At 73.8% G+C, this 23,369-nt stretch carries 19 protein-coding genes and 1 pseudogene; 5 read left to right on the top strand and 15 right to left on the bottom strand.

Annotated features, from left to right (window positions below; translation table 11 throughout):
• Positions 1-41: 41 nt before the first annotated feature.
• Positions 42-1,559, bottom strand: a complete 1,518-nt coding sequence (locus ACFO4E_RS14750) for a 3' terminal RNA ribose 2'-O-methyltransferase Hen1 (protein WP_378574913.1) — start codon at positions 1,557-1,559, stop codon at positions 42-44.
• A gap of 301 nt (positions 1,560-1,860) precedes the next feature.
• On the opposite strand from ACFO4E_RS14750, the gene ACFO4E_RS14755 reads away from it, so the two are divergent.
• Together ACFO4E_RS14755 and ACFO4E_RS14760 are read left to right on the top strand one after the other, a co-directional pair.
• The gene (locus ACFO4E_RS14755) at positions 1,861-2,019 is read left to right on the top strand and encodes a hypothetical protein (RefSeq protein ID WP_378574916.1); all 159 of its coding nucleotides are present in this window, start codon (positions 1,861-1,863) and stop codon (positions 2,017-2,019) included.
• 15 nt (positions 2,020-2,034) lie between these two features.
• Positions 2,035-2,223: pseudogene (locus ACFO4E_RS14760) on the top strand (VOC family protein); the annotation flags it as partial.
• Between the two features lie 82 nt (positions 2,224-2,305).
• On the opposite strand, the gene ACFO4E_RS14765 reads toward ACFO4E_RS14760, so the two are convergent.
• From ACFO4E_RS14765 to groES, 7 genes are all read right to left on the bottom strand, one after another.
• Positions 2,306-4,039: a glycerol-3-phosphate dehydrogenase/oxidase gene (locus ACFO4E_RS14765; protein WP_378574917.1), complete on the bottom strand. Its 1,734-nt coding sequence runs from the start codon at positions 4,037-4,039 to the stop codon at positions 2,306-2,308.
• A gap of 279 nt (positions 4,040-4,318) precedes the next feature.
• Positions 4,319-5,182, bottom strand: coding sequence for a lytic transglycosylase domain-containing protein (locus tag ACFO4E_RS14770; protein ID WP_378574919.1), 864 nt, complete (start codon positions 5,180-5,182; stop codon positions 4,319-4,321).
• Positions 5,183-5,362: 180 nt separating this feature from the next.
• The gene (locus ACFO4E_RS14775) at positions 5,363-6,469 is read right to left on the bottom strand and encodes a GuaB3 family IMP dehydrogenase-related protein (RefSeq protein WP_378575142.1); all 1,107 of its coding nucleotides are present in this window, start codon (positions 6,467-6,469) and stop codon (positions 5,363-5,365) included.
• A 162-nt stretch (positions 6,470-6,631) separates the two neighbouring features.
• Positions 6,632-8,125: an IMP dehydrogenase gene (guaB, locus tag ACFO4E_RS14780; protein WP_378574921.1), complete on the bottom strand. Its 1,494-nt coding sequence runs from the start codon at positions 8,123-8,125 to the stop codon at positions 6,632-6,634.
• Positions 8,126-8,373: 248 nt separating this feature from the next.
• Complete coding sequence (locus ACFO4E_RS14785; protein ID WP_378574923.1) at positions 8,374-8,997, bottom strand: sigma-70 family RNA polymerase sigma factor; 624 nt, start codon at positions 8,995-8,997, stop codon at positions 8,374-8,376.
• A gap of 155 nt (positions 8,998-9,152) precedes the next feature.
• Complete coding sequence (gene groL, locus ACFO4E_RS14790; protein ID WP_378574925.1) at positions 9,153-10,766, bottom strand: chaperonin GroEL; 1,614 nt, start codon at positions 10,764-10,766, stop codon at positions 9,153-9,155.
• Between the two features lie 163 nt (positions 10,767-10,929).
• The gene (gene groES / locus ACFO4E_RS14795; protein ID WP_378538468.1) at positions 10,930-11,241 is read right to left on the bottom strand and encodes a co-chaperone GroES; all 312 of its coding nucleotides are present in this window, start codon (positions 11,239-11,241) and stop codon (positions 10,930-10,932) included.
• A gap of 225 nt (positions 11,242-11,466) precedes the next feature.
• Here groES and ACFO4E_RS14800 point away from each other — a divergent pair, with 225 nt between their 5' ends.
• From ACFO4E_RS14800 to ACFO4E_RS14810, 3 genes are all read left to right on the top strand, one after another.
• A complete protein-coding gene (locus ACFO4E_RS14800) occupies positions 11,467-12,759 on the top strand; it encodes a THUMP-like domain-containing protein (RefSeq protein WP_378574930.1) in 1,293 nt (430 codons plus the stop codon).
• Positions 12,760-13,165: 406 nt separating this feature from the next.
• Positions 13,166-15,724, top strand: a complete 2,559-nt coding sequence (locus ACFO4E_RS14805; protein WP_378574932.1) for an apolipoprotein A-IV repeat region-like domain-containing protein — start codon at positions 13,166-13,168, stop codon at positions 15,722-15,724.
• Between the two features lie 231 nt (positions 15,725-15,955).
• On the top strand, positions 15,956-16,939 hold the full coding sequence (locus ACFO4E_RS14810; protein WP_378574935.1) for a phage baseplate protein: 984 nt from the start codon (positions 15,956-15,958) through the stop codon (positions 16,937-16,939).
• Between the two features lie 80 nt (positions 16,940-17,019).
• Here ACFO4E_RS14810 and tsaD read toward each other — a convergent pair whose 3' ends face one another.
• From tsaD to ACFO4E_RS14845, 7 genes are all read right to left on the bottom strand, one after another.
• On the bottom strand, positions 17,020-18,060 hold the full coding sequence (tsaD, locus tag ACFO4E_RS14815; protein ID WP_378574938.1) for a tRNA (adenosine(37)-N6)-threonylcarbamoyltransferase complex transferase subunit TsaD: 1,041 nt from the start codon (positions 18,058-18,060) through the stop codon (positions 17,020-17,022).
• On the bottom strand, positions 18,057-18,500 hold the full coding sequence (gene rimI, locus ACFO4E_RS14820) for a ribosomal protein S18-alanine N-acetyltransferase (protein ID WP_378575144.1): 444 nt from the start codon (positions 18,498-18,500) through the stop codon (positions 18,057-18,059). The genes tsaD and rimI overlap by 4 nt, the downstream gene beginning before the upstream one ends.
• 23 nt (positions 18,501-18,523) lie before the next feature.
• Positions 18,524-19,198 (bottom strand): tRNA (adenosine(37)-N6)-threonylcarbamoyltransferase complex dimerization subunit type 1 TsaB, encoded by a 675-nt coding sequence (tsaB, locus tag ACFO4E_RS14825; protein WP_378574940.1) that lies wholly within the window; start codon positions 19,196-19,198, stop codon positions 18,524-18,526.
• Between the two features lie 11 nt (positions 19,199-19,209).
• Positions 19,210-19,701 (bottom strand): tRNA (adenosine(37)-N6)-threonylcarbamoyltransferase complex ATPase subunit type 1 TsaE, encoded by a 492-nt coding sequence (gene tsaE, locus ACFO4E_RS14830; RefSeq protein ID WP_378574943.1) that lies wholly within the window; start codon positions 19,699-19,701, stop codon positions 19,210-19,212.
• 101 nt (positions 19,702-19,802) lie between these two features.
• The gene (alr, locus tag ACFO4E_RS14835; protein ID WP_378574945.1) at positions 19,803-20,924 is read right to left on the bottom strand and encodes an alanine racemase; all 1,122 of its coding nucleotides are present in this window, start codon (positions 20,922-20,924) and stop codon (positions 19,803-19,805) included.
• Between the two features lie 96 nt (positions 20,925-21,020).
• Positions 21,021-22,274: an alpha/beta hydrolase family protein gene (locus tag ACFO4E_RS14840; RefSeq protein WP_378574946.1), complete on the bottom strand. Its 1,254-nt coding sequence runs from the start codon at positions 22,272-22,274 to the stop codon at positions 21,021-21,023.
• Between the two features lie 417 nt (positions 22,275-22,691).
• Positions 22,692-23,363 carry a response regulator gene (locus ACFO4E_RS14845; protein ID WP_378574948.1) on the bottom strand — a complete coding sequence of 224 codons (672 nt, stop codon included), beginning with the start codon at positions 23,361-23,363 and terminating at the stop codon, positions 22,692-22,694.
• Positions 23,364-23,369 lie beyond the last annotated feature (6 nt).

The raw sequence follows: 23,369 nt of genomic DNA on the forward strand, positions 1-23,369 counted from the left end.
CTCGGGCACGCCCAGGACGCGGGCGGCGGGGGCGGTGGCGGTCACTTGGAGAACACTCCCATCTGGGTCGGCGCTCCGGCCGATGGGTCCTCGGGCCCTACGGGCAGGATGCGCAGCCGGTAGCCGTGGGCCGAGGCGACGGGCTCGGCCCACGCGCGAAACTGCGCCCGGGTCCATTCGAAGCGGTGGTCGGGGTGGCGGAACGCGCCGTCGGCGAGGCCCTCGTAGAGGGCGTTGTATTCGGCGTTGGGCGTGGTGACGACGACGGTGCCCGGGGCGGCGTGGCCGAAGACGACCTGTTCCAGGGCGGGCAGCCGGGAGGGGTCGATGTGCTCGACGACCTCCATGAGCACGGCGGCGTCGTACCCGGAGAAGCGGGTGTCGCGGTAGACGACGGACCCGGTGAACAGGTCCAGGCGGGCGCGCCGGCGTTCGGGCATGCGATCGACGTGCAGCCGCCGGTGCGCGTGCTCGATGGTGGCGGCCGCGACGTCGACACCGGTGACGTGGTCGATACCCGGCTGGTCGAGCAGCCGGGCGACCAGCTTGCCGGTGCCGCACCCGAGGTCGATGACCCGGCGCGCGTTCTCGGCGGCCAGGACCGACAGCACCGCCCCCGCGCGGAGTTCCGCGAGCGACGGCGCCCGCTCGGCCGGGTCGGCCGGGTGAGCGGTGGGGTCGCCCGGGGCGGCGCCGGAGCCGGCGGACACGCGAACGGCGTCCGTTGCGGGAGCGCCGACGACCGGGCCGAGGACGAGGCCGGGATCGAGGTCCGGGTCGGACGGGTCGGGGTCGGCGGGGTCGGCGGGGTCGGTGAGGTCGTCGAGTTCACGCAGGCGCGCGATCGCCGTGCGCACGTACCGCTCCCGTCGTGCGAGATAGCGGCGGGTGATCCACGCGCGCTGCGGGTGCCCCGGCAGCCAGGCGGCGCCCGCGCGCAGCAGCTTGTCGACCTCGTCCTCGCTGACCCAGTAGTGCTTCGCGCCGTCCATGGCGGGGAGCAGGACATAGAGGTGGCCGAGCGCATCGGCCAGCCGCATGTGGCCCGTGAGGGTGAGCCGCACGTAGCGGGAGTCGCCCCAGCCCGGCAGCCCGGGGTCGAGCGGGACGGGATCGGCCTCGACCTGCCAGCCCAGCGGTTCGAAGAGCGCCCGCACCTGGTCGGGACCGCCCCGGCACGGGACCGCGGGCACGTGCAGGCGCAGCGGGATGGCGGTTTCGGCGAGGCCGGGCCGGGAATCGCAGCGCGCCCGGATGGCACTGCGGAAGACGTCGCCCAGGGCCACCGCGAACAGCGACGACGCCGCATAGGGGCGGTCGTTGACGTACTGCGCCAGCGCGAAGTCGGGGGCGGAGCGCTCCGCGCGCCCGCGCAGGAGCGCCCGGGGATCGGCCTCCAGCAGCAGCGCCGCCGTGCACCGGTCGTCGCCGGCTTCGGGGTAGAACACGTGCGCGGTGCCGTAGGACTGGTCGAACCGCTGCACGCGATCGGGGTGCTTGTGCAGCAGGAAGCCGAGGTCGGTGGCCGGCCTGTGGGTGGTGGTGATCGTCAGCAGCACGGTCCCAGTGTGCTGGACACACCTACCGGATTCGAACGAATTTTCCCGCCCTGTGGAAAACCGGCGTCCGCGCCGCCGTACAGCCGACGGGCCGCGGGCGGACCGTGCGGCCACGTCTGCGGCCGACGCTCCCCGGCGGGCCCCTGCCCCGCGCGCGGTGGTCGTCACGGACGGCGTCGCGCCGCGGCTCGACCGGGCACGCGTCCCGGTCGGCGGCCGCCGGCGCCGTCCGGCGCGATCCGGTGGCGGACCGAGCGGTGTTCCGGGCAGGCTCTCGCGCATGGTCTCGATGGTGCGGAACGTGGCGATCGACCGTGCGCACGCCTACGGGCCGGCCCGGTTCCGGAGCGAGGTGCTCGGCCGTCCGCCGCGCCAGGAGGACGAGCCGGGAGATCCGGAGACCGAGGTGATGCCGCCGGAGGGCCCGCTGCCGCACGTCAACCGGGTGCCGGAACCGTAGACGACCAGGAACAGGGTCCGCCTGTGCCCGCGTCCGGAGGCCACCCGCGAGGAGGAGGCCGAGCGGCTCCCGAACCTCGGGGCCGCGCTCGTCGACGATCGCCGGGAACCCGGTGGCGCCGGCCGGGTCGTCCTCGCGGACCCGGAGGGCGATGAATTCCGAGTCCTGCGCAGCGAGGCCGACCGCGCGGTGATGTCCTCGTGAGGCTCACCCGCGCGACGGCCGGATGCGCAGCGATCCGGGGAGGCCGTAACCGCGTCCGGATCGCCGCGCACCGGGCACGCCCCTAGTGCCGGCCGGCCGGTACGCGGGTGTCGGGAACGGGGACGATGTCGGGGGCGCCGTGCTGGACGGCGTCGGCCTCGTTGTCGTTGTCCTGTTCCTGTGCCGCGCGTTCGGCCTCGATCCGCTTGCGGTAGTACTCGACCTCGCGTTGGACCTGGTCCTCGCCCCAGCCCAGCGGGGCGGCCATGAGCCTCGCGGCCTCCTCCGCCACCGCGATCCCCCGGTCCCAGGTCTCGAACGACACGCGGGTCCGGCGGGACAGCACGTCGTCGAGGTGGCGGGCGCCCTCGTGCCGCACCGCGTAGACGACCTCGGCGCGCAGGTAGTCGTCCGCGCCGGTCAGGGGCTCCTTGAGATCGGGGCTCTCCTCCATCAGCGCGAGCACCTCCCCGGTCATGGACCCGTACCGCCGCAGCAGGTGCGATACCCGCGACGGGTGCAGCCCCGCCTCGCGGGCGACCCGGCGGCGCTGGTTCCACAGTGCGGCGAACCCGTCGGCGCCGACGAGCGGGACCCGGTCGGTGACCGATCCCGGGATGCGCCCGTCGAGGCCGTGGGCGACGGCGTCGACCGCGTCCTTGGCCATGACCCGGTAGGTGGTGTACTTGCCGCCCGCGATCAGCACCAGCCCCGGGACGGGGTGGGCGACCGTGTGCTCGCGCGACAGCTTGGAGGTCTCGTCGGACTCCCCCGACAGCAGCGGGCGCAGCCCCGCGTAGACGCCCTCGACGTCGTCCCTGGTCAGCGGAACCCGCAGCACGCGGTTGACGTGGTCGAGGATGTAGTCGATGTCGCTCCTGCTGGCCGCCGGGTGGGCCTTGTCCAGGTCCCACGCGGTGTCGGTCGTGCCGACGATCCAGTGCCGCCCCCACGGGATGACGAACAGCACGCTCTTCTCCGTGCGCAGGATCAGCCCGGACGACGCCTGGATCCGGTCGCGCGGCACCACCAGGTGGATGCCCTTGGACGCGCTCACGTGGATCTGCCCGCGTCCGCCCACCATCTCCTGGATGTCGTCGGTCCACACCCCGGCGGCGTTGACGACCTGCTTGGCGCGGATCTCCAGGTCCTCGCCCGTTTCCAGGTCGCGCGCCAGCGCCCCGGTGACGTGCTCGCCCTCCCGCAGGAAGCCGACGGCCTGGACCCGGCTCGCGATCTGGGCGCCGTAGGTGGCGGCGGTGCGCAGCAGGGTGACGACGTAGCGGGCGTCGTCGACCTGGGCGTCCCAGTACTGGACGGCGCCCACCAGGGCGTCGCGCCGCAGCGCCGGGAAGATGCGCATGGCCCCGCCTCGGGTCAGGTGCCGGTGGCGCGGCAGGCCGCGCGAGGTTCCCATGGTCATCGACAGGGTGTCGTAGAGCGCCACCCCCGCGCCGATGTAGGGCCGCTCCCAGTGGTGGGTGAAGGGGAAGACGAACGGCACCGGCCGGACCAGGTGGGGGGCGATGCGGTTGAGCAGCAGGCCGCGCTCCGTCAGTGCCTCGCGCACCAGCTCGAAGTCCAGCTGCTCCAGGTAGCGCAGGCCGCCGTGGATGAGCTTGCTGGACCGGCTGGAGGTCCCGGCCGCGAAGTCGCGCGCCTCGATGAGGCCGACCGACAGCCCGCGGGAGACCGCGTCGAGCGCGACCCCGGCGCCGACGATGCCCCCGCCGACCACCAGGACATCGAGTTCGCCGTCGGCCATGGACGCGAGCGCCGAGGTCCGCTCGTCGGGCCCCATCCTCGCTGTGATCATGTGTCGCCTTTCTCCCGGCGGCTTCCGGGCGGAGCCGAGTGGTTGCGCCCGGTTCGTCCTGGCTCCCCAGGCTAACCCGGCTCACGGTGCGCGACCGGTCGACACGGCGGCCCCGGGCACCTGCGGCGGGCCCGCGAGCGAGCGGGAGCGGTGCCGCCCGTGGCCGAGGGCTCCTTCTCCGGGGCCGCCGGAGGCAGGGCGGGCGGGGCCGCCGGGTCGAACCTGTGCGCCGCCGGCGGCGGCGGTGCCCTCCCCGGCCCTCACACCGGCACGGGGCCGTCAGCGGGAGTCGGAGACGACCCGGTTGGCGATGTCGAGGACGTCGTAGGCGTAGGCCTCGGACCGGTTGTAGGTGAGGATGGCGCTCCACCAGCCGTCGTCGGAGGTGAGGTCGCGGCCGCCGTCGCACAGGTAGCGGGCCGCGGCGAGGGCGGTGTCGTCGATGTCGTGCGGGTCGGCGGTGCCGTCGCCGTCGCCGTCGGCGCCCCAGCGGTCCCAGGTACCGGGGATGAACTGCATCGGGCCGACCGCGCGGTCCCACTCGGTGTCGCCGTCGAGCCGGCCGCCGTCGGTGTCGCGGATGGCGGCGGTGCCGTTCGTGCCGTCGAGGGGGATGCCGATGATGTCGACGGTGGTGCGGCCGTCGGGCCCGATCTCACCGCCGGCGAAGGTGCCGTGGCGGGACTCCACTTCGCCGATCCCCGCGAGCGTGGGCCAGGAGATCCGGCATTGCGGGGACTCCTCCATGGCGCGCAGCTGCGCCGCGGCGTACGCCTCCAGGGCACGGCGCGGGACGCCCGTGGACGCGGCGGTGGAGTCGAGCCATTCGGCGCTGGCCGCGGCGGCCGGCGCCGGCGACTCCTGGACGGGTGAGGCTCGGTCGTCGGCGGCGGTGTCGGGGGCCTGCTCGGCCGCCGCGGGAACGGTGTCGATGCGCCCCGCGGAGTCGTCGGCGCCCGGGGGGAGCGGCGGCGGGGAGACCGCGTCGCCGATCCCGCCGGCGACCGCCGCGACGCCTCCGGCCAGAGCGACGGTGCAGAAGACGGCCGCCGCGGCGGCGGCCGCGGGCTTCCATCCTGCCTCGGGGGCGACGCCGGGGGACGGCGTCGCCGGTTCCGGTTCCGGTGCGGGGGGACGGTTCACAGACACCTCATCAACGCGGAGGGAGGACGATCGTGACCATGTGATTACGCTGCGCCGAGAGAACAACCTACCCGCAGCGGCGGCGGATGGGCAGACGCACGGCCGAAAAAGGCACCGCCGATGTCCGGCCGGCGCCCGGGACGGGCACCGGCCGGACACGGTGCCGTGGCGCGGGTGCCGCTAGTTGTGCGGGTTCACGACGACCTCGACGCGCTGGAACTCCTTGAGGTCGGTGTAGCCGGAGGTGGCCATGGTGCGCCGCAGGGCTCCCATGAGGTTCATCGAGCCGTCGCTGGAGGAGGCGGGCCCGTGCAGGATCGACGTGAGGTCGCCGATCGTGCCGACGTCGACCCGCTCGCCGCGCGGCAGCTCGTTGTGGTGCGCCTCGCTGCCCCAGTGGTAGCCCCGCCCGGGGGCCTCGCTGGCCCGCGCCAGGGGCGAGCCCACCATGACGGCGTCGGCGCCGCAGGCGAGGGCCTTGGCGATGTCGCCGCTGTGGCTCATGCCGCCGTCGGCGATGACGTGCACGTAGCGGCCCCCCGACTCGTCGAGGTAGTCGCGGCGGGCCGCCGCGACGTCGCCGACCGCGCTGGCCATGGGCACGGCGACCCCGAGCACGGAGCGGGTGGTGTGGCCCGAGCCGCCGCCGAAGCCCACCAGCACCCCGGCCGCCCCGGTGCGCATCAGGTGCAGGGCGGCGGTGTAGGTGGCGCAGCCGCCGACCACGACCGGAACGTCCAGGTCGTAGATGAACTGCTTGAGGTTGAGCGGCTCGGAGCGGCCCGAGACGTGCTCGGCCGACACGGTGGTGCCGCGGATCACGAAGATGTCCACGCCGGCGTCGATGACGGCCTTGTGGTACTGCGCGGTGTTCTGCGGGGACAGCCGCCCCGCGGTGACCACGCCGGCCTGGCGGATCTCCTCGATGCGCCGACCGATCAGCTCCTCCTGGATCGGCGCGGCGTAGATCTCCTGGAGCCGCCGCGTGGCGGCGGCGTCGTCGAGCTCGTGGATCTCGGCGAGCAGCGGCTCGGGGTCCTCGTAGCGGGTCCACAGGCCTTCGAGGTCGAGCACGCCCAGCCCGCCGTTGCGGCCGATCGCGACGACGGTCTCCGGCGACGCGACGCTGTCCATGGGGCTGCCGACGAGCGGTGTCTCGAACCGGTAGGCGTCGATCTGCCAGGCGATGGACACTTCCTCGGGGTCACGGGTGCGCCGGGCGGGCACGATCCCGATCTCGTCGAGTTCATAGGCGCGCCGCCCGTTCTTGCCCAGCCCGATCTCCACCTGAGCCACCGCTTCGGTCCCCTCTCGCGTGCCACCGCGCCGGCCGGTCGGCCGGCGCGCCTGCTGCCGCCGCGAGTGTACCGCCGACCACCCGGTATCCCCGCTCCGAGCACCCCTTATCCGGTACCCGGGCGGACCCCGGGCGGCGGACCGGGGCGGGTCTCAGCGGCGGGCGTGGTAGTTGGGCGCCTCGACGGTCATCTGGACGTCGTGCGGGTGGCTCTCCTTGAGGCCGGCCGACGTGATCTGCATCAGCCGGCCGTCCTCGCGCAGGGCGGCGACGGTGCGCGCGCCCGCGTACCACATGGACTGCCGCAGCCCCCCGACGAGCTGGTGGGCGACCGCCTGAAGGGGGCCGCGGTAGGGCACCTGGCCCTCGATCCCCTCGGGGATCAGCTTCTCCTCGGTGGCGACGTCGGCCTGGGAGTACCGGTCCTTGGAGAAGGACCGCCCCCGCATGGCGCCCAGCGACCCCATGCCGCGGTAGGTCTTGTACTGCTTGCCGTTGATGAAGTTCAGCTCGCCCGGGCTCTCCTCGACGCCGGCGAGCAGGCTGCCGAGCATGACCGTGCTGGCGCCGGCGACGATCGCCTTGGCGATGTCGCCGGAGTACTGGAGCCCGCCGTCGGCGATGACGGGGACGCCCGCGGGCCCGGCGGCCTTGGCGGCCTCCATGACGGCGGTGACCTGGGGGGCGCCGACCCCCGCGACGACGCGGGTGGTGCAGATGGAGCCCGGCCCGACACCGACCTTCACGGCGTCGGCGCCGGCGTCGACCAGCGCCTGGGCGCCGGCCCGGGTGGCGATGTTGCCCGCCACGATGTCGGCGCGCGAGTTGGCCTTGAGCTTGGCGACCATCTCGACGACACCGGAGGAGTGGCCGTGCGCGGTGTCGACGACGATGAAGTCCGCCCCGGCCTCGACCAGCGCCCGCGCGCGGATCTCGGAGTCGGGGCCGACGCCCACGGCGGCGCCGACCACCAGGCGGCCGTCGGCGTCCTTGGTGGCGTCGGGGAACTGCTCGCTCTTGATGAAGTCCTTGACGGTGATCAGCCCGCGCAGCCGGCCCTGGTCGTCGACCAGCGGCAGCTTCTCGACCTTGTGCTCGTGCAGCAGCCGGAACGCCTCTTCGCGGGAGACGCCCACGGGCGCGGTGACCAGCGGCATGCGGGTCATGACGTCGCGGACACGGCGGTTGCGGTCGTCCTCGAAGCGCATGTCGCGGTTGGTGACGATGCCCACGAGGCGGCCGTCGGTGTCGGTGACCGGGGCCCCGGAGATGCGGTAGTGGGCGCTCAGCTGCTCGACATCGGCCAGGGTGTCGTCGGGGCCGCAGGTGACGGGGTCGGTGACCATGCCGGCCTCGGACCGTTTCACCAGGTCGACCTGGCCGGCCTGGTCCTCGATGGAGAGGTTGCGGTGCAGCACGCCGGCGCCGCCCTGGCGGGCCATGGCCACGGCCATGCGCGCTTCGGTGACGGTGTCCATGGCCGCGGAGAGCAGGGGCATGCGCAGCTCGATGTTGCGCGAGAGCCGGGTCCCGGTGTCCGCTTCGCCCGGTTGGAGGTCCGAGTAGGCCGGAACCAGCAGGACGTCGTCATAGGTGAGGCCGGGCGCCAGCACCTTGCCGTCGGCCCCCGTGTACAGCTGCGTCATTGAACCATCCAACCATTCGCCGTGACCGTTTCATCCTATGGCCCTGACCGGCGGCTTTACCGGCGGGGAACATCACAGGTGGGCGGGGTGGGCGGTGGGGAGGGTCACAGTGCGGACCGGGGTCGCCTACGGGCGCGCGCTCTCAGCGCGCGGGCCGCCCCATGCGGCAGTGGCGCGGGTCACGGATCCGCGACGGGCAGCGGCGGCCGCGGGGCCCGGGGCGCAGGGGCGCGCGGCAGGCGGAGCCGCTAGAAGAGGCGGTTCGCCACGGCCACTTCCCGAAGCCGAGCAAGAGCTCGGTGCTGGGCAACCCGTACCGCACCCGCCGACATTCCAAGTACATGTCCCGTCTCATCAGCCGAAAGACCGGCGATCACGCGCATCAGCAGCAGTCGCCGCTGCTGCTCGGGCAGTTCGTTCAACAGCGCCCGCGCCCGTTCCGCCTCGACGGTGCGGACCGCGGCCTCCTCCGGACCGGGTCCGTCGTCGGGCCGGTCGGGGACGGTCTCGGTGGGCACGTCGGCGCGCGTGGATCCGCGCAGGGCGTCGGCCACCTTGTGCGCCGCGATGCCGAAGACGAAGGAGGCGAACGGCCGCCCCATGTCCTCGTAGCGCGGCAGCGCCGCGAGGAGGGCGATGCAGACCTCTTGGGCGACGTCGTCGGAGTAGTGCACGTAGCCGGAGACACGGGCCAGGCGGGCGCGGCAGTAGCGGACGACCATGGGGCGGACCTCGCGGATCAGCGAGTCCACCGCACCGTGGTCACCCTGGACGGCCAGCGAGGTCAGGTTGTTCAGTTCCGTGTCGTTCGCCCTGCGCGGGACAGCTGGTGATGGCACCTGCGGGCCCCCCGCGACGCGTAGATCCGTCACGTACGAATGATGCCCCGACACCGGGACTTACACGTCACGAACACCGGCTACAGAATGATCACATTTGGTGTAAACCGGATAAAGGCACGCGTGCCCCGAAAGGTTCATCGGGGCACGCGTGATAAGGGCCGCCCGCCGCGGCGGGGTCCGCAGGCTCAGTGCCCGTGCCCGTGGCCGTGTCCGGCCTCGCCCTCTTCCTCCGCCGGCTTGTCGACGACGAGCACCTCGGTCGTCAGCAGCATGCCCGCGATGGAGGCCGCGTTCTGCACCGCCGACCGGGTGACCTTCACCGGGTCGATGATGCCCTGCGCCATGAGGTCGCCGTACTCGCCGGTGACGGCGTTGTAGCCCTCACCCTGCTTCAGCTCGGCGATCTTGTAGGTGACGACGTAGCCCTCGGCGCCGGCGTTGACGGCGATCCAGCGGGCCGGCTCGACCAGCGCCTTGCGCACGATGGCCACGCCCGTGGCCTCGTCGCCGGTGCGGCCGAGGTCGTCGAGGGCGGCCGCGGCGTGCACCAGGGAGGCGCCGCCGCCGGCGATGATGCCCTCCTCGATCGCGGCGCGGGTGGCCGAGATCGCGTCCTCCAGGCGGTGCTTCTTCTCCTTGAGCTCCACCTCGGTGGCCGCGCCGACGCTCAGCACCGACACGCCGCCGGACAGCTTGGCCAGGCGCTCCTGGAGCTTCTCGCGGTCCCAGTCGGAGTCGCTGGCCTCGATCTCCTTGCGGATCTGCGCGACGCGGTCCTCGACCTCGGACTGCGCGCCGGCACCGTCGACGATCGTGGTGTCGTCCTTGGTGACGGTGATGCGGCGGGCGCTGCCCAGGGTGTCGAGCTCGGCGTTCTCCAGGGTCAGGCCGACCTCCTCGGCGATGACCTGGCCGCCGGTGAGGGTGGCGATGTCCTGGAGCATGGCCTTGCGGCGCTCGCCGAAGCCGGGCGCCTTGACCGCGGCGACGTTGAGGGCGCCGCGCATCTTGTTGAGGACCAGCGCGCCCAGGGCGTCGCCGTCGACGTCCTCGGCGATGATCAGCAGCGGCTTCTTGGTCTGGGCGACCTTCTCCAGCAGCGGCAGCAGCTCGTTGAGGGAGGAGACCTTGCCCTGGTTGATCAGGATGAGGGCGTCCTCCAGCACCGCCTCCTGGCGGTCGCCGTCGGTGACGAAGTAGGGCGACACGTAGCCCTTGTCGAACTGCATGCCCTCGGTGAAGGCGAGGTCCAGGCCGAAGGTCGGGGCCTCCTCGACCGTGATGACGCCGTCCTTGCCGACCTTGTCGAACGCCTCGGCGATCAGGTCGCCGATCTGGGCGTCCTGGGCGGAGTTGGTGGCCACGTAGGCGATGTCGGCGCGCTCGCCGACCTCGCGGGCGGCGTCGAGCAGGATCTCCGAGACCCGCTCGGCGGCGGCGTCGATGCCCTTCTTGAGCGACATCGGGGAGGCGCCGGCGGCGACGCTGCGCAGGCCCTCGCGCACGAGCGCCTGGGCGAGCACGGTGGCGGTGGTGGTGCCGTCGCCCGCGGCGTCGTTGGTCTTGGTGGCGACCTCCTTGACGAGCTGGGCCCCCAGGTTCTCGTAGGGGTCGTCCAGCTCGACCTCACGCGCGACGGTGACACCGTCGTTGGTGATGGTCGGGGCGCCGAACTTCTTGTCGATGACGACGTTGCGGCCGCGCGGGCCGAGCGTCACCTTGACGGCGTTGGCGAGGTGGTCGACACCCCGCTCGAGGGCGCGCCGGGCGTCGTCCTCGAATTCCAGGATCTTGGGCATGGTGAGCTTTCCTCAATCCGTGCGCGTTCGTCGGGAGTGGTATCCGCTCGCCCCGGGGTCACCGATGCCCCGGTGGCTCGCTCAGCGAAGAAAACCGCCCCGTCCGGCATCGAGCCGGCCGGGGCGGGTGTCACGCGGATGGGCGTCGAGGCCGATCCGGGGTCTACTTCTCGACGACCGCGAGCAGGTCGCGGGCGGAGAGGACGAGGTACTCCTCGTTGTTGTACTTGACCTCGGTGCCGCCGTACTTGCTGTACAGGACGACGTCGCCGACCTTGACGTCCAGCGGGATGCGGTTCTCACCCTCGTCGTCCCAGCGTCCCGGGCCCACCGCGAGAACCTCGCCCTCCTGGGGCTTCTCCTTGGCGGTGTCGGGGATGACCAGGCCGGACGCGGTGGTCTGCTCGGCCTCGAGCGTCCTGACGACGACGCGGTCCTCGAGCGGCTTGAGCACAGTCTTGGTGGCGGTCGACACGGTTGTGACCTCCCCCTTCAGGTTCATCGTGATCCGTAAACGGCATGCTGCACAAGGGGCGACCACGGCGGCCTGTCGTCGCGGGTGTCAGACCGGCCTCGTCGCGGTTAGCACTCTATCGTGGAGAGTGCCAAGATGGAAACCGGCGGCGTCCCCGCGCCCGCGGGCCCCGCACTGAACACATCAGGTCAACACAACAGGTCACAACAGGTCATTGGGGGCGAGTTGGCGACCAGCGCGCAGTCGGCGGCGTTCCGCGCGCTCCGCACACCGGCGGGGCGGCGGCTGCTCGACTCGATCGACCCCGCCGAGGTCGACGCCGACCCCTTGGGCGCCGCCACGCGCCTGCGCCGGGCCGGCCCGGCGGACGCGCCGGACGCGCCGGACGCGCCGGACGCGGAAAACGGAGGGGAGCCCGGAGAGGAGCCCGGCGTCCCCCACGCCGACCTCGTCACGGCCGCCCTCACCCAGGCGCGGCTGCGCGGCCGGGCCCGCTCGAAGTTCGGCGACCTCGCGGCGCGCATGTACTTCACCCCCGACGGCCTCGAACAGGCCACGCGCCGCACCGTCGCCGAATACCGCGCCCGCCGCTTCGCCGCCGGGGTCGCCCCGGGCACGCTGGTCGGCGACCTGTGCTGCGGCATCGGCGCGGACATGCTCGCCCTCGCCGCCGAGGGCCTGGACGTCGAAGGGGTCGACTCCGACCCGTTCACCGCCGCCGTGGCCGAGGCCAACGCGGCGGCGCTGGGCCTGGCCGGGCGCGCCCGCGTCCGCGGCGGCGACGTCGCCCTGGTCGCGCCGGGCGACTACGGGGCTGTGTTCTGCGACCCGGCACGGCGCGGGAAGAAGGGCCGGATCTTCGACCCGCACGCCTACTCCCCGCCGTGGGGCACCGCCATGGACCTCGCGCGGGGCGCTTCGGCCGCGTGCGTGAAGGCGGCGCCGGGCATCCCCCACGAACTGGTGCCCGACGGCGCCTCGGCCGAGTGGATCTCGGTCGACGGCGACGTCAAGGAGGCGGCGCTGTGGTTCGGCGCGCTGTCCGACGTCCCGCGCCGCGCCACGCTCCTGCGCGGCGACGGGCGCGGCCCCGCCACCCTGACCGCCGACCCCGGGCTGGGCGCACCGCCCGTCGCCGCGCCGGGGCGCTACCTCTACGAGCCCGACGGCGCCGTGATCCGCGCCCACCTCGTCGCCGAGGCGGCCGCCGCGGTCGGCGGCGCGCTGCTCGACCCCCGCATCGCCTACATCACGTCCGACCGGCTCGCGGCCACCCCGTTCGCCCGCGCCTACGAGGTGACCGACGTCCTGCCGTTCTCCCTGAAGCGGCTGCGGTCGGTCCTGCGTGAACGGGGCGCCGGAACCGTAACGATTAAGAAACGCGGATCGGCCGTGGACGTGGAGAAACTCCGCCGCGATCTCCGGCCGTCGGGGCCGGAATCCGTTGTCGTCGTCCTCACCCGGATCGGCGACCGCCCCATTTCCCTCCTGTGTTCCGAGGTCACAGGCCCGCGGTGACTCCACGGCACCGGAACCCCCGCCCCGCGGGGGCTGCAGCGGGATGACGGGCCCGCCCATCCGTACTACCGTGACGAGTGCGGTCATTCCGCGGCGATCGGCACAACGCACATTTTCCCCGCTTCAACCCGGCGAGCACGGCTCATGTCGGTAAACTGACCCCGCTGAATCCTTTCCCCTTCTCGCGGATTCCCGGGGCCGGCGTTCCCGGGGACGGCCGGCGGTATGCGCCGGTTCTCCACCCTTTCGCCATGCACTGGCCGCTAACGGCGAGTGCGCATGCCATGTCCGTGTGTGATGACCACACGTCGGGCCCTATCCCGCCCGCGCCCGCTGCATCCGTTGAGAACACCACCCATCCGCGTGCGGACGCCGATGGGGGCGCCAGATCAAAAGGAGCACCTCGGTGGAACAGAGCAACCACAACTTCCTCAACGGGGGAGGGCAGACCGGGATCTCCGACCGCATGCGCGACCTGCTCTCGCGGGCGGCGCAGGACCAGGTGTCCGAGCAGAAATCGCAGGGCGCGGTCAGCGAGGAGATGCGCCAGCGGCTCGAGGGCATGGAGTGGCTGCTGCGCGAGTTCCGCGAGCGCGAACTCGCCTCTCTCGCCGAATCGGTCACGGCCGTCCGGTCCCGGGTCGACGAGCTCAGCTCGCGCCCGCCCGAATGGGCCGAGACCCTGGCCGAGCACATCGCCCTGGTCGGCGAACGGGTCAAGCCGCTCTCCGAACTCCCCGCGCTGCGCGCGGACGTCCGCGGGATCAACGGCCACCTCGAATCCGTCATGTCCCGGCTGAAGGGCCTGGCCGACGCCGAAGAGGCCACCTCGGCCAAGGTCGGGGTCCTCACCGAACGGCTTGAGGGGCTGGCCACCGGGGTCGAGGCGCGCTTCACCCAGATCGACGAGGCCATCGAGTCCGCCGCCGCACAGGCCAAGGCCATCGACGACGCACTTGCCGGCGCCGCCGAACTCGCCGAGCGCCGCCACGAGGCCGCCATGACCGCCGCCGGCGAGCGGCACGCGTCCCTCGCCGCCGCCGTCACCGAAGGCCGCGAGGCGCTGGAGCAGGTGGTGGCCGACGGCCGCGAGACGCTGCTCGGCGCGGTCTCCGAGCGCTCCGACGCCGTCGACGCCACCCTGCGCGAGCAGCACCAGGCCGTCACCGACCGGTTCGCCGCCGCGGCCGAGGAGCTGCGCACGGGCACCGAGGAACTGCGCGCCGCCGCCGAGGAGCGCCACGCCGCCCTCACCGCCGGGCTCGACACCGCCGCCCAGGAGATCCGCACCGAGGCCGCCGAACACCACGCGGCACTCACGGAGCGGGTCGACGCCGCCACCGGCGAGATCCGCACCGCCGCCGAGGAGCGCCACGCCGCCCTCGTCGAACGGCTCGACACCACCGCCGACGACCTGCGCACCACGTTCGAGGAAGGGCACACCGCCCTCTCCGGGAACCTCAACTCCACCGCGGCCGACCTCCGCACGACCGCCGAAGAGCACCACACCGCGCTCAACGAGCGGCTCGACAACGGCGCCGACGACCTCCGCGCCACAGCCGCGGAGCTGCGCGTCGCGGCCGAGGAGCGCCACGCCGCCCTCACCGCCGGGCTCGACACCGCCGCCCAGGAGATCCGCACCGAGGCCGCCGAACGCCACGCGGCGCTCACGGAGCGGGTCGACGCCGCCGCCGACGAGCTGCGGACCGCGTTCGGCGAGCGCCACGACGCGCTCGGCTCCCGGCTCCAGGCCACGGCCGAAACCCTGCGCTCCGCCGCCGAAGAGCGCCACACCGCCCTCTCCGCCGAGCTCGCCGACGGCCTGCGGGACCTCGCCGCCCAGACCGACCGGCGCCACGAGGAGGCGGCCACCCGGTTCGCCGAGCGGCTGGGCCTGCTCACCACGCAGGCCGAGGAGAACCACGCCGAGGCGACCGCCGCCATCGCCGACGCCAACAGCGCCGTGGTCAAGCTCGCCGAGTCCACCGACGACAAGCTCGGCGACCTCCGCACCCACCTGCGTCAGCGCCTCGGCGAACTCCACGAGCAGCTGGAGCTGCACCGCGCCGAGCTGCGCGAGCGCGACGACCAGCACAACGAGGCCGTCACCGCCCGGCTGGACGAGACCGCCACGGCGCTGCGCGACAAGGCCGACGCGGACCTCGCAGCGTCCACGGCCGCCCTGGCCGAGCTGCGCGACTCCGTCACCGCGAGCGTGCGCGGCCTCCACGAACAGGGCGACGAGCGGCACACCGCGCTCGCCGGGCTGGTCGAGGAGCACCGCGAGGCGGTCGACTCCCGCCTGGCGCAGCGGCAGCGCGAGCTGTCCGACCGCGTCGACCAGCACCTCAGCGCCATCACCGGGAAGTTCGAGCACGGCCTCGGCCGGCTCGGCGACCGCTTCGACACCTTCGAAGGGCACTTCGAGGGCAGCTTCGAGGGCCTCGAAGGCAAGGTCGAAGGTGTCGACGGCCGGCTCGACGGTGTCAACGGCCGGCTCGACGGCATCGAGGGCCGGGTCAACGGCGTCGAAGGCCAGTTCGAGGGCGTCAACGGCCAGATCGACGGGGTCGACGGCCGCCTGGAGGCGGTCGACGACCGGCTGGAGGCGCTCAACCAGCGGCTCGCCCAGCTGCCCATCGCCATGGAGGTCAGCGAGGTGCACCGGCGCCTCACCGAGCTCGTGGAGCGGCCGGTCATCGACCCGTCGCAGCGGCTCGACTCGCTCGACGCCCGCCTGCTCGAATCGCTCGAACCGCTGCTGCGCGAGGTGCAGGCGCGCCCCGACCGGCACGAGTTCGAGGAGGCGCTGACCGAGGCCGTCGAGACCTCGCACGACGACGTCACCAAGCGCCTGGCGGCCTTGGAGGAGACCATGCTCGCCCTGGCCGAGGCGCTGCTGACCCCGGTCCGCGACGGCAAGAAGAAGCGCCGCCGCGACCTCGACGAGGACGACGACGAGTAAGGCGGGTCACCCGCCGCGCGGCGCACCGCCCGCCGGGTAGGCGGCCGCGCGGCCGGGCACCGGGGCCGGTCCTCTCCGAGGGCCGGCCCTTCGCCTTCCCGCCCGGCGGAGCACCCGCCGGAGCCCTTACGGCGGCCACGTTCCGGCCGCCGTGAACAGGGATGCTTTCCTCGACCGCGGGGATTTGTAACAATCCTCCGACCGCACACCGGCACATCGGAGGAAACCGCCATGCCCCCCGAATTCAGCCATGGACCGACCCGACGCTCCCTGCTCGCCGCCGGCGGCGGGCTCGGCGTCGCGGCCGCACTCGGTTTCTCCGCCACGCCCGCCGGCGCGGACGTGCCGTCATCCCCCCGCTTCGACCTGAGCACGCCGTCGCACGACCTGTTCCGCCACAAGGCGCTCCAGGACGACACGGTGATGCAGTCGTTCACCTTCGACAACGTCAACAAGCGCCTGTTCGTGGCCCAGCTGAAGAACGGCGGGTCGTCCAACGCCAACGGCGACCTGTGCGTCACCCAGCTCGACTTCGCCGGCAACCGCCAGGGCCACATGTACCTGATGGGCTTCGGCCACGGCGTCTCCATCGGCGTGGAGCCATCGGGGTCATCGTCCTACCTGTGGACCGAGGTCGACTCCGTCGACACGCGCGGGACCCGGCTGGCGCGGTTCCGCTTCAGCAACGGGACCACGCTCACCAACACGTCATCGGCGCTGGCCAAGCACACCCCGGTCCCCGGCTCCGACCTCATCACCTGCGCGACCGACCCGGTCAACGACACCCTGGTCATGCGCTACCGCAACAGCAGCGGAATCCGCTACGCCGTGTACCGGATCTCCGACGTCCGCAACGGGAACTACGGCGCCAAGCTCGCCGACATCGCCCAGCCGCCCCGCTTCTCCGGCTCCGGGGCGCCCACGTTCCAGGGCTACGCGGTCTACGGCCGGTACCTGTACCTCTACGACGGGACCGCCTACGGCGACGCCAACCCGCCCCCCGGCAACGCCCACATCACCTCGGTGGACCTGAACACCGGCGCAGAGATGGAGCGCAGGTTCACCCGGGCCGGCGAGAGCCTGGTCTTCCGCGAACCGGAGGGCATGGGGGTCTACCGCACCGACGCCGGGCAGGTCCGGCTGTTCCTCGGGCTGGCGTCGGGCGAGAGCGGCGACCGGCGGGCCAACCTGTTCTACAAGAACGTGTTCGTCTGACCGCACCGGATACGGCGGGCGGGCCGCGGCATGCGCCGCTTCCCGCCCGCCCGCCGGCCGGGAAGCGGCGTCCGCCCGGGTCAGCCCGCCAAGGGCTGCTCGACCGGCAGCGAGGTGTCGGTGGCCAGGTCCAGCGCCGACGGCGGCAGCCCGGCCGCCACGACCTCGGCGCCCAGCGCCGCGATCATCGCGCCGTTGTCGGTGCACAGCCGCGGGCGCGGCACGCGCAGCTCGATGCCCGCCGCGGCGCAGCGCTCGGCGGCCAGTGCGCGCAGCCGCGAGTTCGCCGCCACTCCCCCGCTGATCACCAGGTGGCCGACCCCGTGCGCGGTGCAGGCGTCCACCGCCTTGCGGGTGAGCACGTCGACCACCGATTCCTGGAACGCGGCGGCGATGTCGGGCACCGACAGCGCGCGCCCGGTGCGCCCGGCGTCCTCCACCCACCGGGCCACGGCGGTCTTGAGGCCGGAGAAGGAGAAGTCGTAGGTGCCGTCGCCCCACTTCCCGCGCGGGAAGCGGATGGCCGCGGGGTCGCCGTCGCGGGCCGCGCGGTCGACGTGCGGCCCGCCCGGGTAGGGCAGGCCCAGGAGCCGGGCGACCTTGTCGTATGCCTCCCCCGCCGCGTCGTCGACGGTGTCGCCCAGCGAGCGGACATCGGTGGCGAGGTCGCGGACCAGGAGCAGGGAGGTGTGCCCGCCGGAGACCAGGAGCGCCACGGTCGGCTTGGGCAGCGGGCCGTGTTCCAGCTGGTCGACGGCCACGTGGCCGACGAGGTGGTTCACCCCGTAGAGCGGTTTGCCCAGCGCCATGGCGTAGGCCTTCGCGGCCGACACCCCGACCAGCAGCGCGCCGGCGAGGCCGGGGCCGGCGGTCACGGCGATCGCGTCGATGTCGGCCGGCTTCACCCCGGCCGCGTCGAGCGCCCGGCGCACCGTGGGGGTCATCGCCTCCAGGTGGGCGCGGCTGGCCACCTCGGGCACGACCCCGCCGAAGCGCGCGTGCTGGTCGACACTGGAGGCGACTTCGTCGCCGAGCAGCTCGCAGCCGCGGACCAGGCCGACGCCGGTCTCGTCGCAGGAGGTCTCGATCCCCAGGATCAGGGGCAGGTCGCGCGCGCTCACGGGGTGGCCTCCTCGCCGGACGCGCCGTCGGAGCGGCGCATCACGATCGCGTCGGCGCCGGCGTAGTAGCCGCGCCGGATGCCGATCGGGGTGAACCCGAACCGGCGGTACAGTTCGCGTGCCCGGGGGTTGTCGGAGCGGACCTCCAGGAACACGTCCTCCACGCCGAGCGTGCGCGCCCGGCTCAGCAGCTCGGTGAGCAGCGCCCTGCCGACCCCCCGGCCCTGGTGGGACGCCGCGACGGCGATGGTCTGCACGTCGCCCTGGGGCGGCACCGAGCGCAGCCCGGCGTAGCCGACCATCTCGCCGTCGATGCGGGCCACGAAGTAGTGGCGGGAGTCCTCGGCGAGTTCGGAGCGCATCATCTGCTCGGTCCAGGCGTCCTTGGGGAACAGGGCGCGCTCCAGCTCCATGACGCCGGCGATGTCGTCCTCGGTCATCGGGCGCAGCTCGGCGCCCCCGGTCACGCCTGCCACTGGCGCACCTTCTTGGGTGCTCCGGGCACGGTGGCGTCGGGGCGGCGCAGGTAGAGGGGGCGGGGCTCGGGGAGCCCGGCCCCGGCCGACAGCCGGTGCAGCGCGAGTTCGCCCAGGGCCCGGGCGGTGGGGTAGAGCGGCTCGGCGGCGCCGGCGTCCTGCCCGAAGACGTCGGCGTAGATCCGGGCGCCGTGGCCGATCACCGGCAGCCCGCCGGTGTCGAGCTCCGCGGGCCGGCCGACCGCGATGTCGCCGGTACGGGTGGTGGCGTCGTCGTAGCGGGCCCAGAACACCTCCTTGCGCCGCGCGTCGGTGGCAGCGATGAAGGGGGTGCGGCGGCCGGAGGCGAAGGCCACGGCGTCGAGCGTGGCGACACCGTGGCAGGGGATGCCCAGGGCGTCGGCGAGCGCGTCGGCGGTGGCCAGCCCGACGCGCAGGCCCGTATAGGGGCCGGGGCCGATCCCCACCGCGATGTGGGTGAGTTCGCCCAGCCCGGCGCCTGCCCGGCGCATGACGTCGTCGATGCCGGGGGCGAGCAGCTCGCCGTGGCGGCGGGCGTCGACGGAGGAGAGTTCGGCCCGCACGCGGACGGTGCCGTCGCGGGATTCGCAGACCGCGGCGGTGACCGCCGGGGTCGCGGTGTCGAAAGCGAGGAGCAGCACGGTCGCCCAGCCTATTCCGTGCCGAGGTCCGCGTCGGCCCACCGGGCGCCGACGCCGGTCAGCCGGAGGACGCGGGTGTCGTCGGCGCGGCGTTCGATGACGATCTCCAGCCGGTCGTCGGACAGCTCCTCTGCCACGCCGGCGCCCCATTCGACGATGGTCACGGAGTGGGGCAGCTCGCTGTCGAGGTCCAGATCATCGATCTCGACGGAGTCGCCGAGCCGGTAGGCGTCGACGTGCACCAGCGCGGGGCCGCCCGAGAGGGACGGGTGGATGCGCGAGATCACGAAGGTCGGCGAGGTCACCGGGCCGCGCACGTCCAGCCCTTCGCCGATTCCCTGGGTGAGGGTGGTCTTGCCCGCCCCCAGCGGGCCGGACAGGATGAGGACGTCGCCCGCGCGCAGCAGCCGGCCGAGGCGGCGGCCCAGGGCGCGCATGGCGGAGTCGGTCGCGGCCTCCACGGTGGCGGCGACGGTGTCGGAAGTGCGGGTGGTGTCGGTCATCGGCTCGCAGGGTCGTCTCGGAGAACCGGGGCGGTCGGCGCCCCTCACCAGGGTAGGCACAACGCCGCACCGCTGCGACGTCATTCCCGGGACCGGCGGGGTCAGGCTCCGGTATAGGTCCGCGGGACCCGGGGGCCGACCCGGGTGACGATCTCGTAGGGGATGGTACCGAGGGCGTCGGCCCAGTCCTGCGCGGTGGGCTCGCCCCGGTCGCCCGGGCCGAACAGGACGGCGTCGTCGCCGGCGGCGGCCGGGTCCTCGCCGATGTCCAGCATGAACTGGTCCATGCACACGGTGCCCGCGATGCGGCGCCGCCGTCCGGCGGCCAGCACTTCTGCGGTGTTGGTGGCCGCGCGCGGGACGCCGTCGCCGTAGCCGACGGGGACGAGGGCCAGGCGGGTGGAGCGGTCGGTGGTGTAGCGGTGCCCGTAGGAGACCCCGCTGCCCTCGGGGACCCGCTTGACCAGGGCGATCCGGGCGCTGAGGGTCATGGCCGGCCGCAGCCCCGTGCCGGTGAGGGCGGGGATGGGGGTGATGCCGTAGCCGGCGATGCCGGGGCGGATCAGGTCGAAGTGGGTCTCGGGCAGGGTGAGCGCGGCCGCGGAATTGGCGAGGTGGCGCACCTCGGGCCGCAGCCCGGCCTTATCGGCGATCTCCAGCGCCTCGTGGAACGCCGAGATCTGCATCCCGATGGAGGCGTGGCCGGGCTCGTCGGAGCAGGCGAAGTGGGAGAACAGTCCGGTGACCCGGAGCAGGCCGTCGGCCTCGGCGCGCGCGGCGGCGGCGACGGTGTCGGGCCACTGGGCGGCGGTCACCCCGCCGCGGTTGAGGCCGGTGTCGGCCTTCAGGTGGACGCGTGCGGGGCGGCCGGTCTCGCGGGCGGCCAGGCCGATCGCGTCGACCAGCTCGGGGGTGCTGACACCGAGGTCGATACCGGCCGCGATCGCCGAGGCCAGCGGGGCGCCGGGCGGCAGGATCCAGGCCACCACGGGGGTGTCGACCCCGGCGGCGCGCAGCTGGAGCGCCTCGTCGATGAAGGCGGTGCCCAGCCAGGTCGCGCCGCCGGCGAGCAGGGCGCGGGCGGCGGGCAGCATGCCGTGGCCGTAGCCGTCGGCCTTGACCACGCCCATGACCTGAGCACCGGGCGCGGTGCGACGCAGCAGCTCGGTGTTCTCACTGATGGCGCCCAGGTCGATCCGGGCTTCGGCGTGGTGCGGAGGCATACCCCAAGTCTGGCACGCCCGCCTGCGCGGACGTGCCCCGATGGGCGCGGTGCCCCGGCCGGGCGCGCGCCGGTGCGCACCCGGCCGGAGTGCCCGTCAGGAGCGGAACTCCCAGCCGGGATGGTCGGGCGACGGGCCGTCGAAGAGGTCCGTCGGCTCTCCGCGCAGGTGGAGGTCGAAGAAGGCGGTGGTGTAGGCCCGCTGCGCGGCGAGGCTGCGTTCGGGGTCGGCGGTGCCTATGGCGGCGGCCACGGCCTCCTCATCGAGGTCCAGCGAGCGGCCGATACCGGGCAGCACGACCTGGAAATCGGTGAACCCCATGTGCTCGCCCGCGGGCAGGTAGGGGGCCCGCTTCCACCCGGTCGAGCGGTCCGTGAACCCGCGCCACCCGAGGCCGTGGTCGAGGTCGTGCGGGTCGCCGTCGCCGTTGGAGCCCGCGCCCATCAGCATGAACGGTCGGTCCGTGCCGCGGACGTCCGTCTCCAGGGCGTAGTTCGGGCTCATGTCGCCGTCCATGTTGATCCCGGCCCGGATGCGGGGGTCGGCGAGCATGGCCTCGGCGGTGGCGAAGCCGCCGGCGGAGTGGCCGAACATCGCCGTCCGCGACAGGTCCATGGCCCCGCCGAGCCCGCGCGGGAGGCCCCGTCCGGCGGCGTCGCGGACGCCGCCGCCGGCCGCGTCCGCCAACCGGTCGAGCACGAACCGGAGGTCGGCGACGCGTTCCGAGACCACCTGCGCGTAGTCGGGTCTGGGGGCGGGCGGTTCGAACCGGTCGGGCAGCTGCACCGGCGCCTGGTAGGTGTGGTCGACGGTGACGACGATGTAGCCGCTGCCGGCGAGCTCCTCCACCAGCGTCGTCCCCATGGCGCGCGACATGCCGCCCCCCGGTGAGTAGACCACCACCGGGGCGCCGCGGAGCCCGCGGGCCACGGGGGCGCGCACGCCGGCGTGGCTGAGCGCTCCGGCGAAGTCCACGTCGCCCGGGTCGATGCCCACGGACGCGGAGGTCCGATCGAGGTGGTCGGCGACGCCCGCCGAGAGGTAGGGGGCGCGCGGGACGCCGCGGACGTGCTCGGCCGGGTACCAGACGTTCGCCATGATCTCGCGGGGGCGTCCCTGGTCGTCCCAGGGATCGGGGCGGTCCTCGTCGACCAGGTGGAGCTCGACGGTGCCGATGTCGTGGTCACCGGTCGGCTCCGGCAGCGCGATCTCGACGGGACCGCCGGAACCGCCCGCCGCCGGGTCCCCGGCGAGAGCGGGCGGCGCCACGAGGCCGGCCGCCGCCAGCGCGGCGGCGACGGATACACCGAGCACCCGCCGCGGGGAGAAAGAAGATCGGAGTGGTGTCATGGGCTTCAGCGTGCCGACGCGGCCGCGGCGTTCCATCCGACCTTCGCTTCCCGTCACCCTGCCGAAAGTGATAGACGATCCGCCGTGGCGGAGGGCGGCCGGGAAGGCGCGGGCGGCACGGCTCCGCGGCACGGTTCCGCAGCGGCGCGGTCCGGGCGGCTCCCGGCACCGCGGAAGGGCCGGGCGGCGACGCGTCCGTGCCCCGACCGACCGCGGATCGGCGCCCGCGCCGGAACTCCACCGCCCTGGGACAGCGGTCCGCGGCCGAACTCACGGGCGGGCGGGCGCTGCGGGCCTCGCTCTCCATGGGACGGGTCCTGACCGTGGGAGGGGACGGCACGCAGCGAGACGCGGCCGTCCCTCTGCCTTGGCGCCCTCGGGCCGTGGCCGGATCGGAGCCGGCACGGGGCCCGCGCGTCAGAGGTGGCCGTCCACGAGGCCGGCCTCGTAGGCGATGACGGCGGCCTGGACACGGTTGCGGACGCCCAGGGAGCGCAGGATCGCGCTGACGAAGACCTTGACCGTCCCCTCGACGACGTGCAGCCGGCGGGCGATCTCGGCGTTGGAGGAGCCCGCGCCGACCAGGGCCAGGACCTCACGCTCCCGGTCGGTCAGCCGGGCGACCTGCTCGCGTGCGCGGGCGGCGCGGGTCATCCGGCCGCCCGCGGCACCGGAGGTCAGGGCCGTGATGACCCGCTGCGCGATCAGCGGCGAGAGGTAGGCCGCTCCCCCGGCGACCGCGTGCACGCCGGCCAGGAGTTCGCCGGGCGCGCCGAGCTTGAGCAGGTATCCGCTCGCTCCCCCGTTGAGCGCGCGGGCGATGTGGTCGTCCTCGGCGAACGTCGTCAGCATGATCACGCCGGTGCCCGGGACCCCCGAGGCGATCTCGGCCGCGGCGGCCAGGCCGTCGAGCCGCGGCATCACGATGTCGAGCAGCGCCACATCGGGGCGGTGTGCGCGGGCCAGCTCGACGGCCTCGCGTCCGTCGGCGGCTTCGGCGACCACCTCGATGCCCTGGTCGGAGCCCAGCACGGCGCGCACACCGGCGCGGATGAGCGGCTCGTCGTCGGCCAGCAGCACGCGGATCACAGCGGG

Origin of the sequence: Nocardiopsis mangrovi, assembly GCF_042653925.1 — a bacterium.
GTDB classification, from domain to species: Bacteria; Actinomycetota; Actinomycetes; order Streptosporangiales; family Streptosporangiaceae; genus Nocardiopsis_B; species Nocardiopsis_B mangrovi.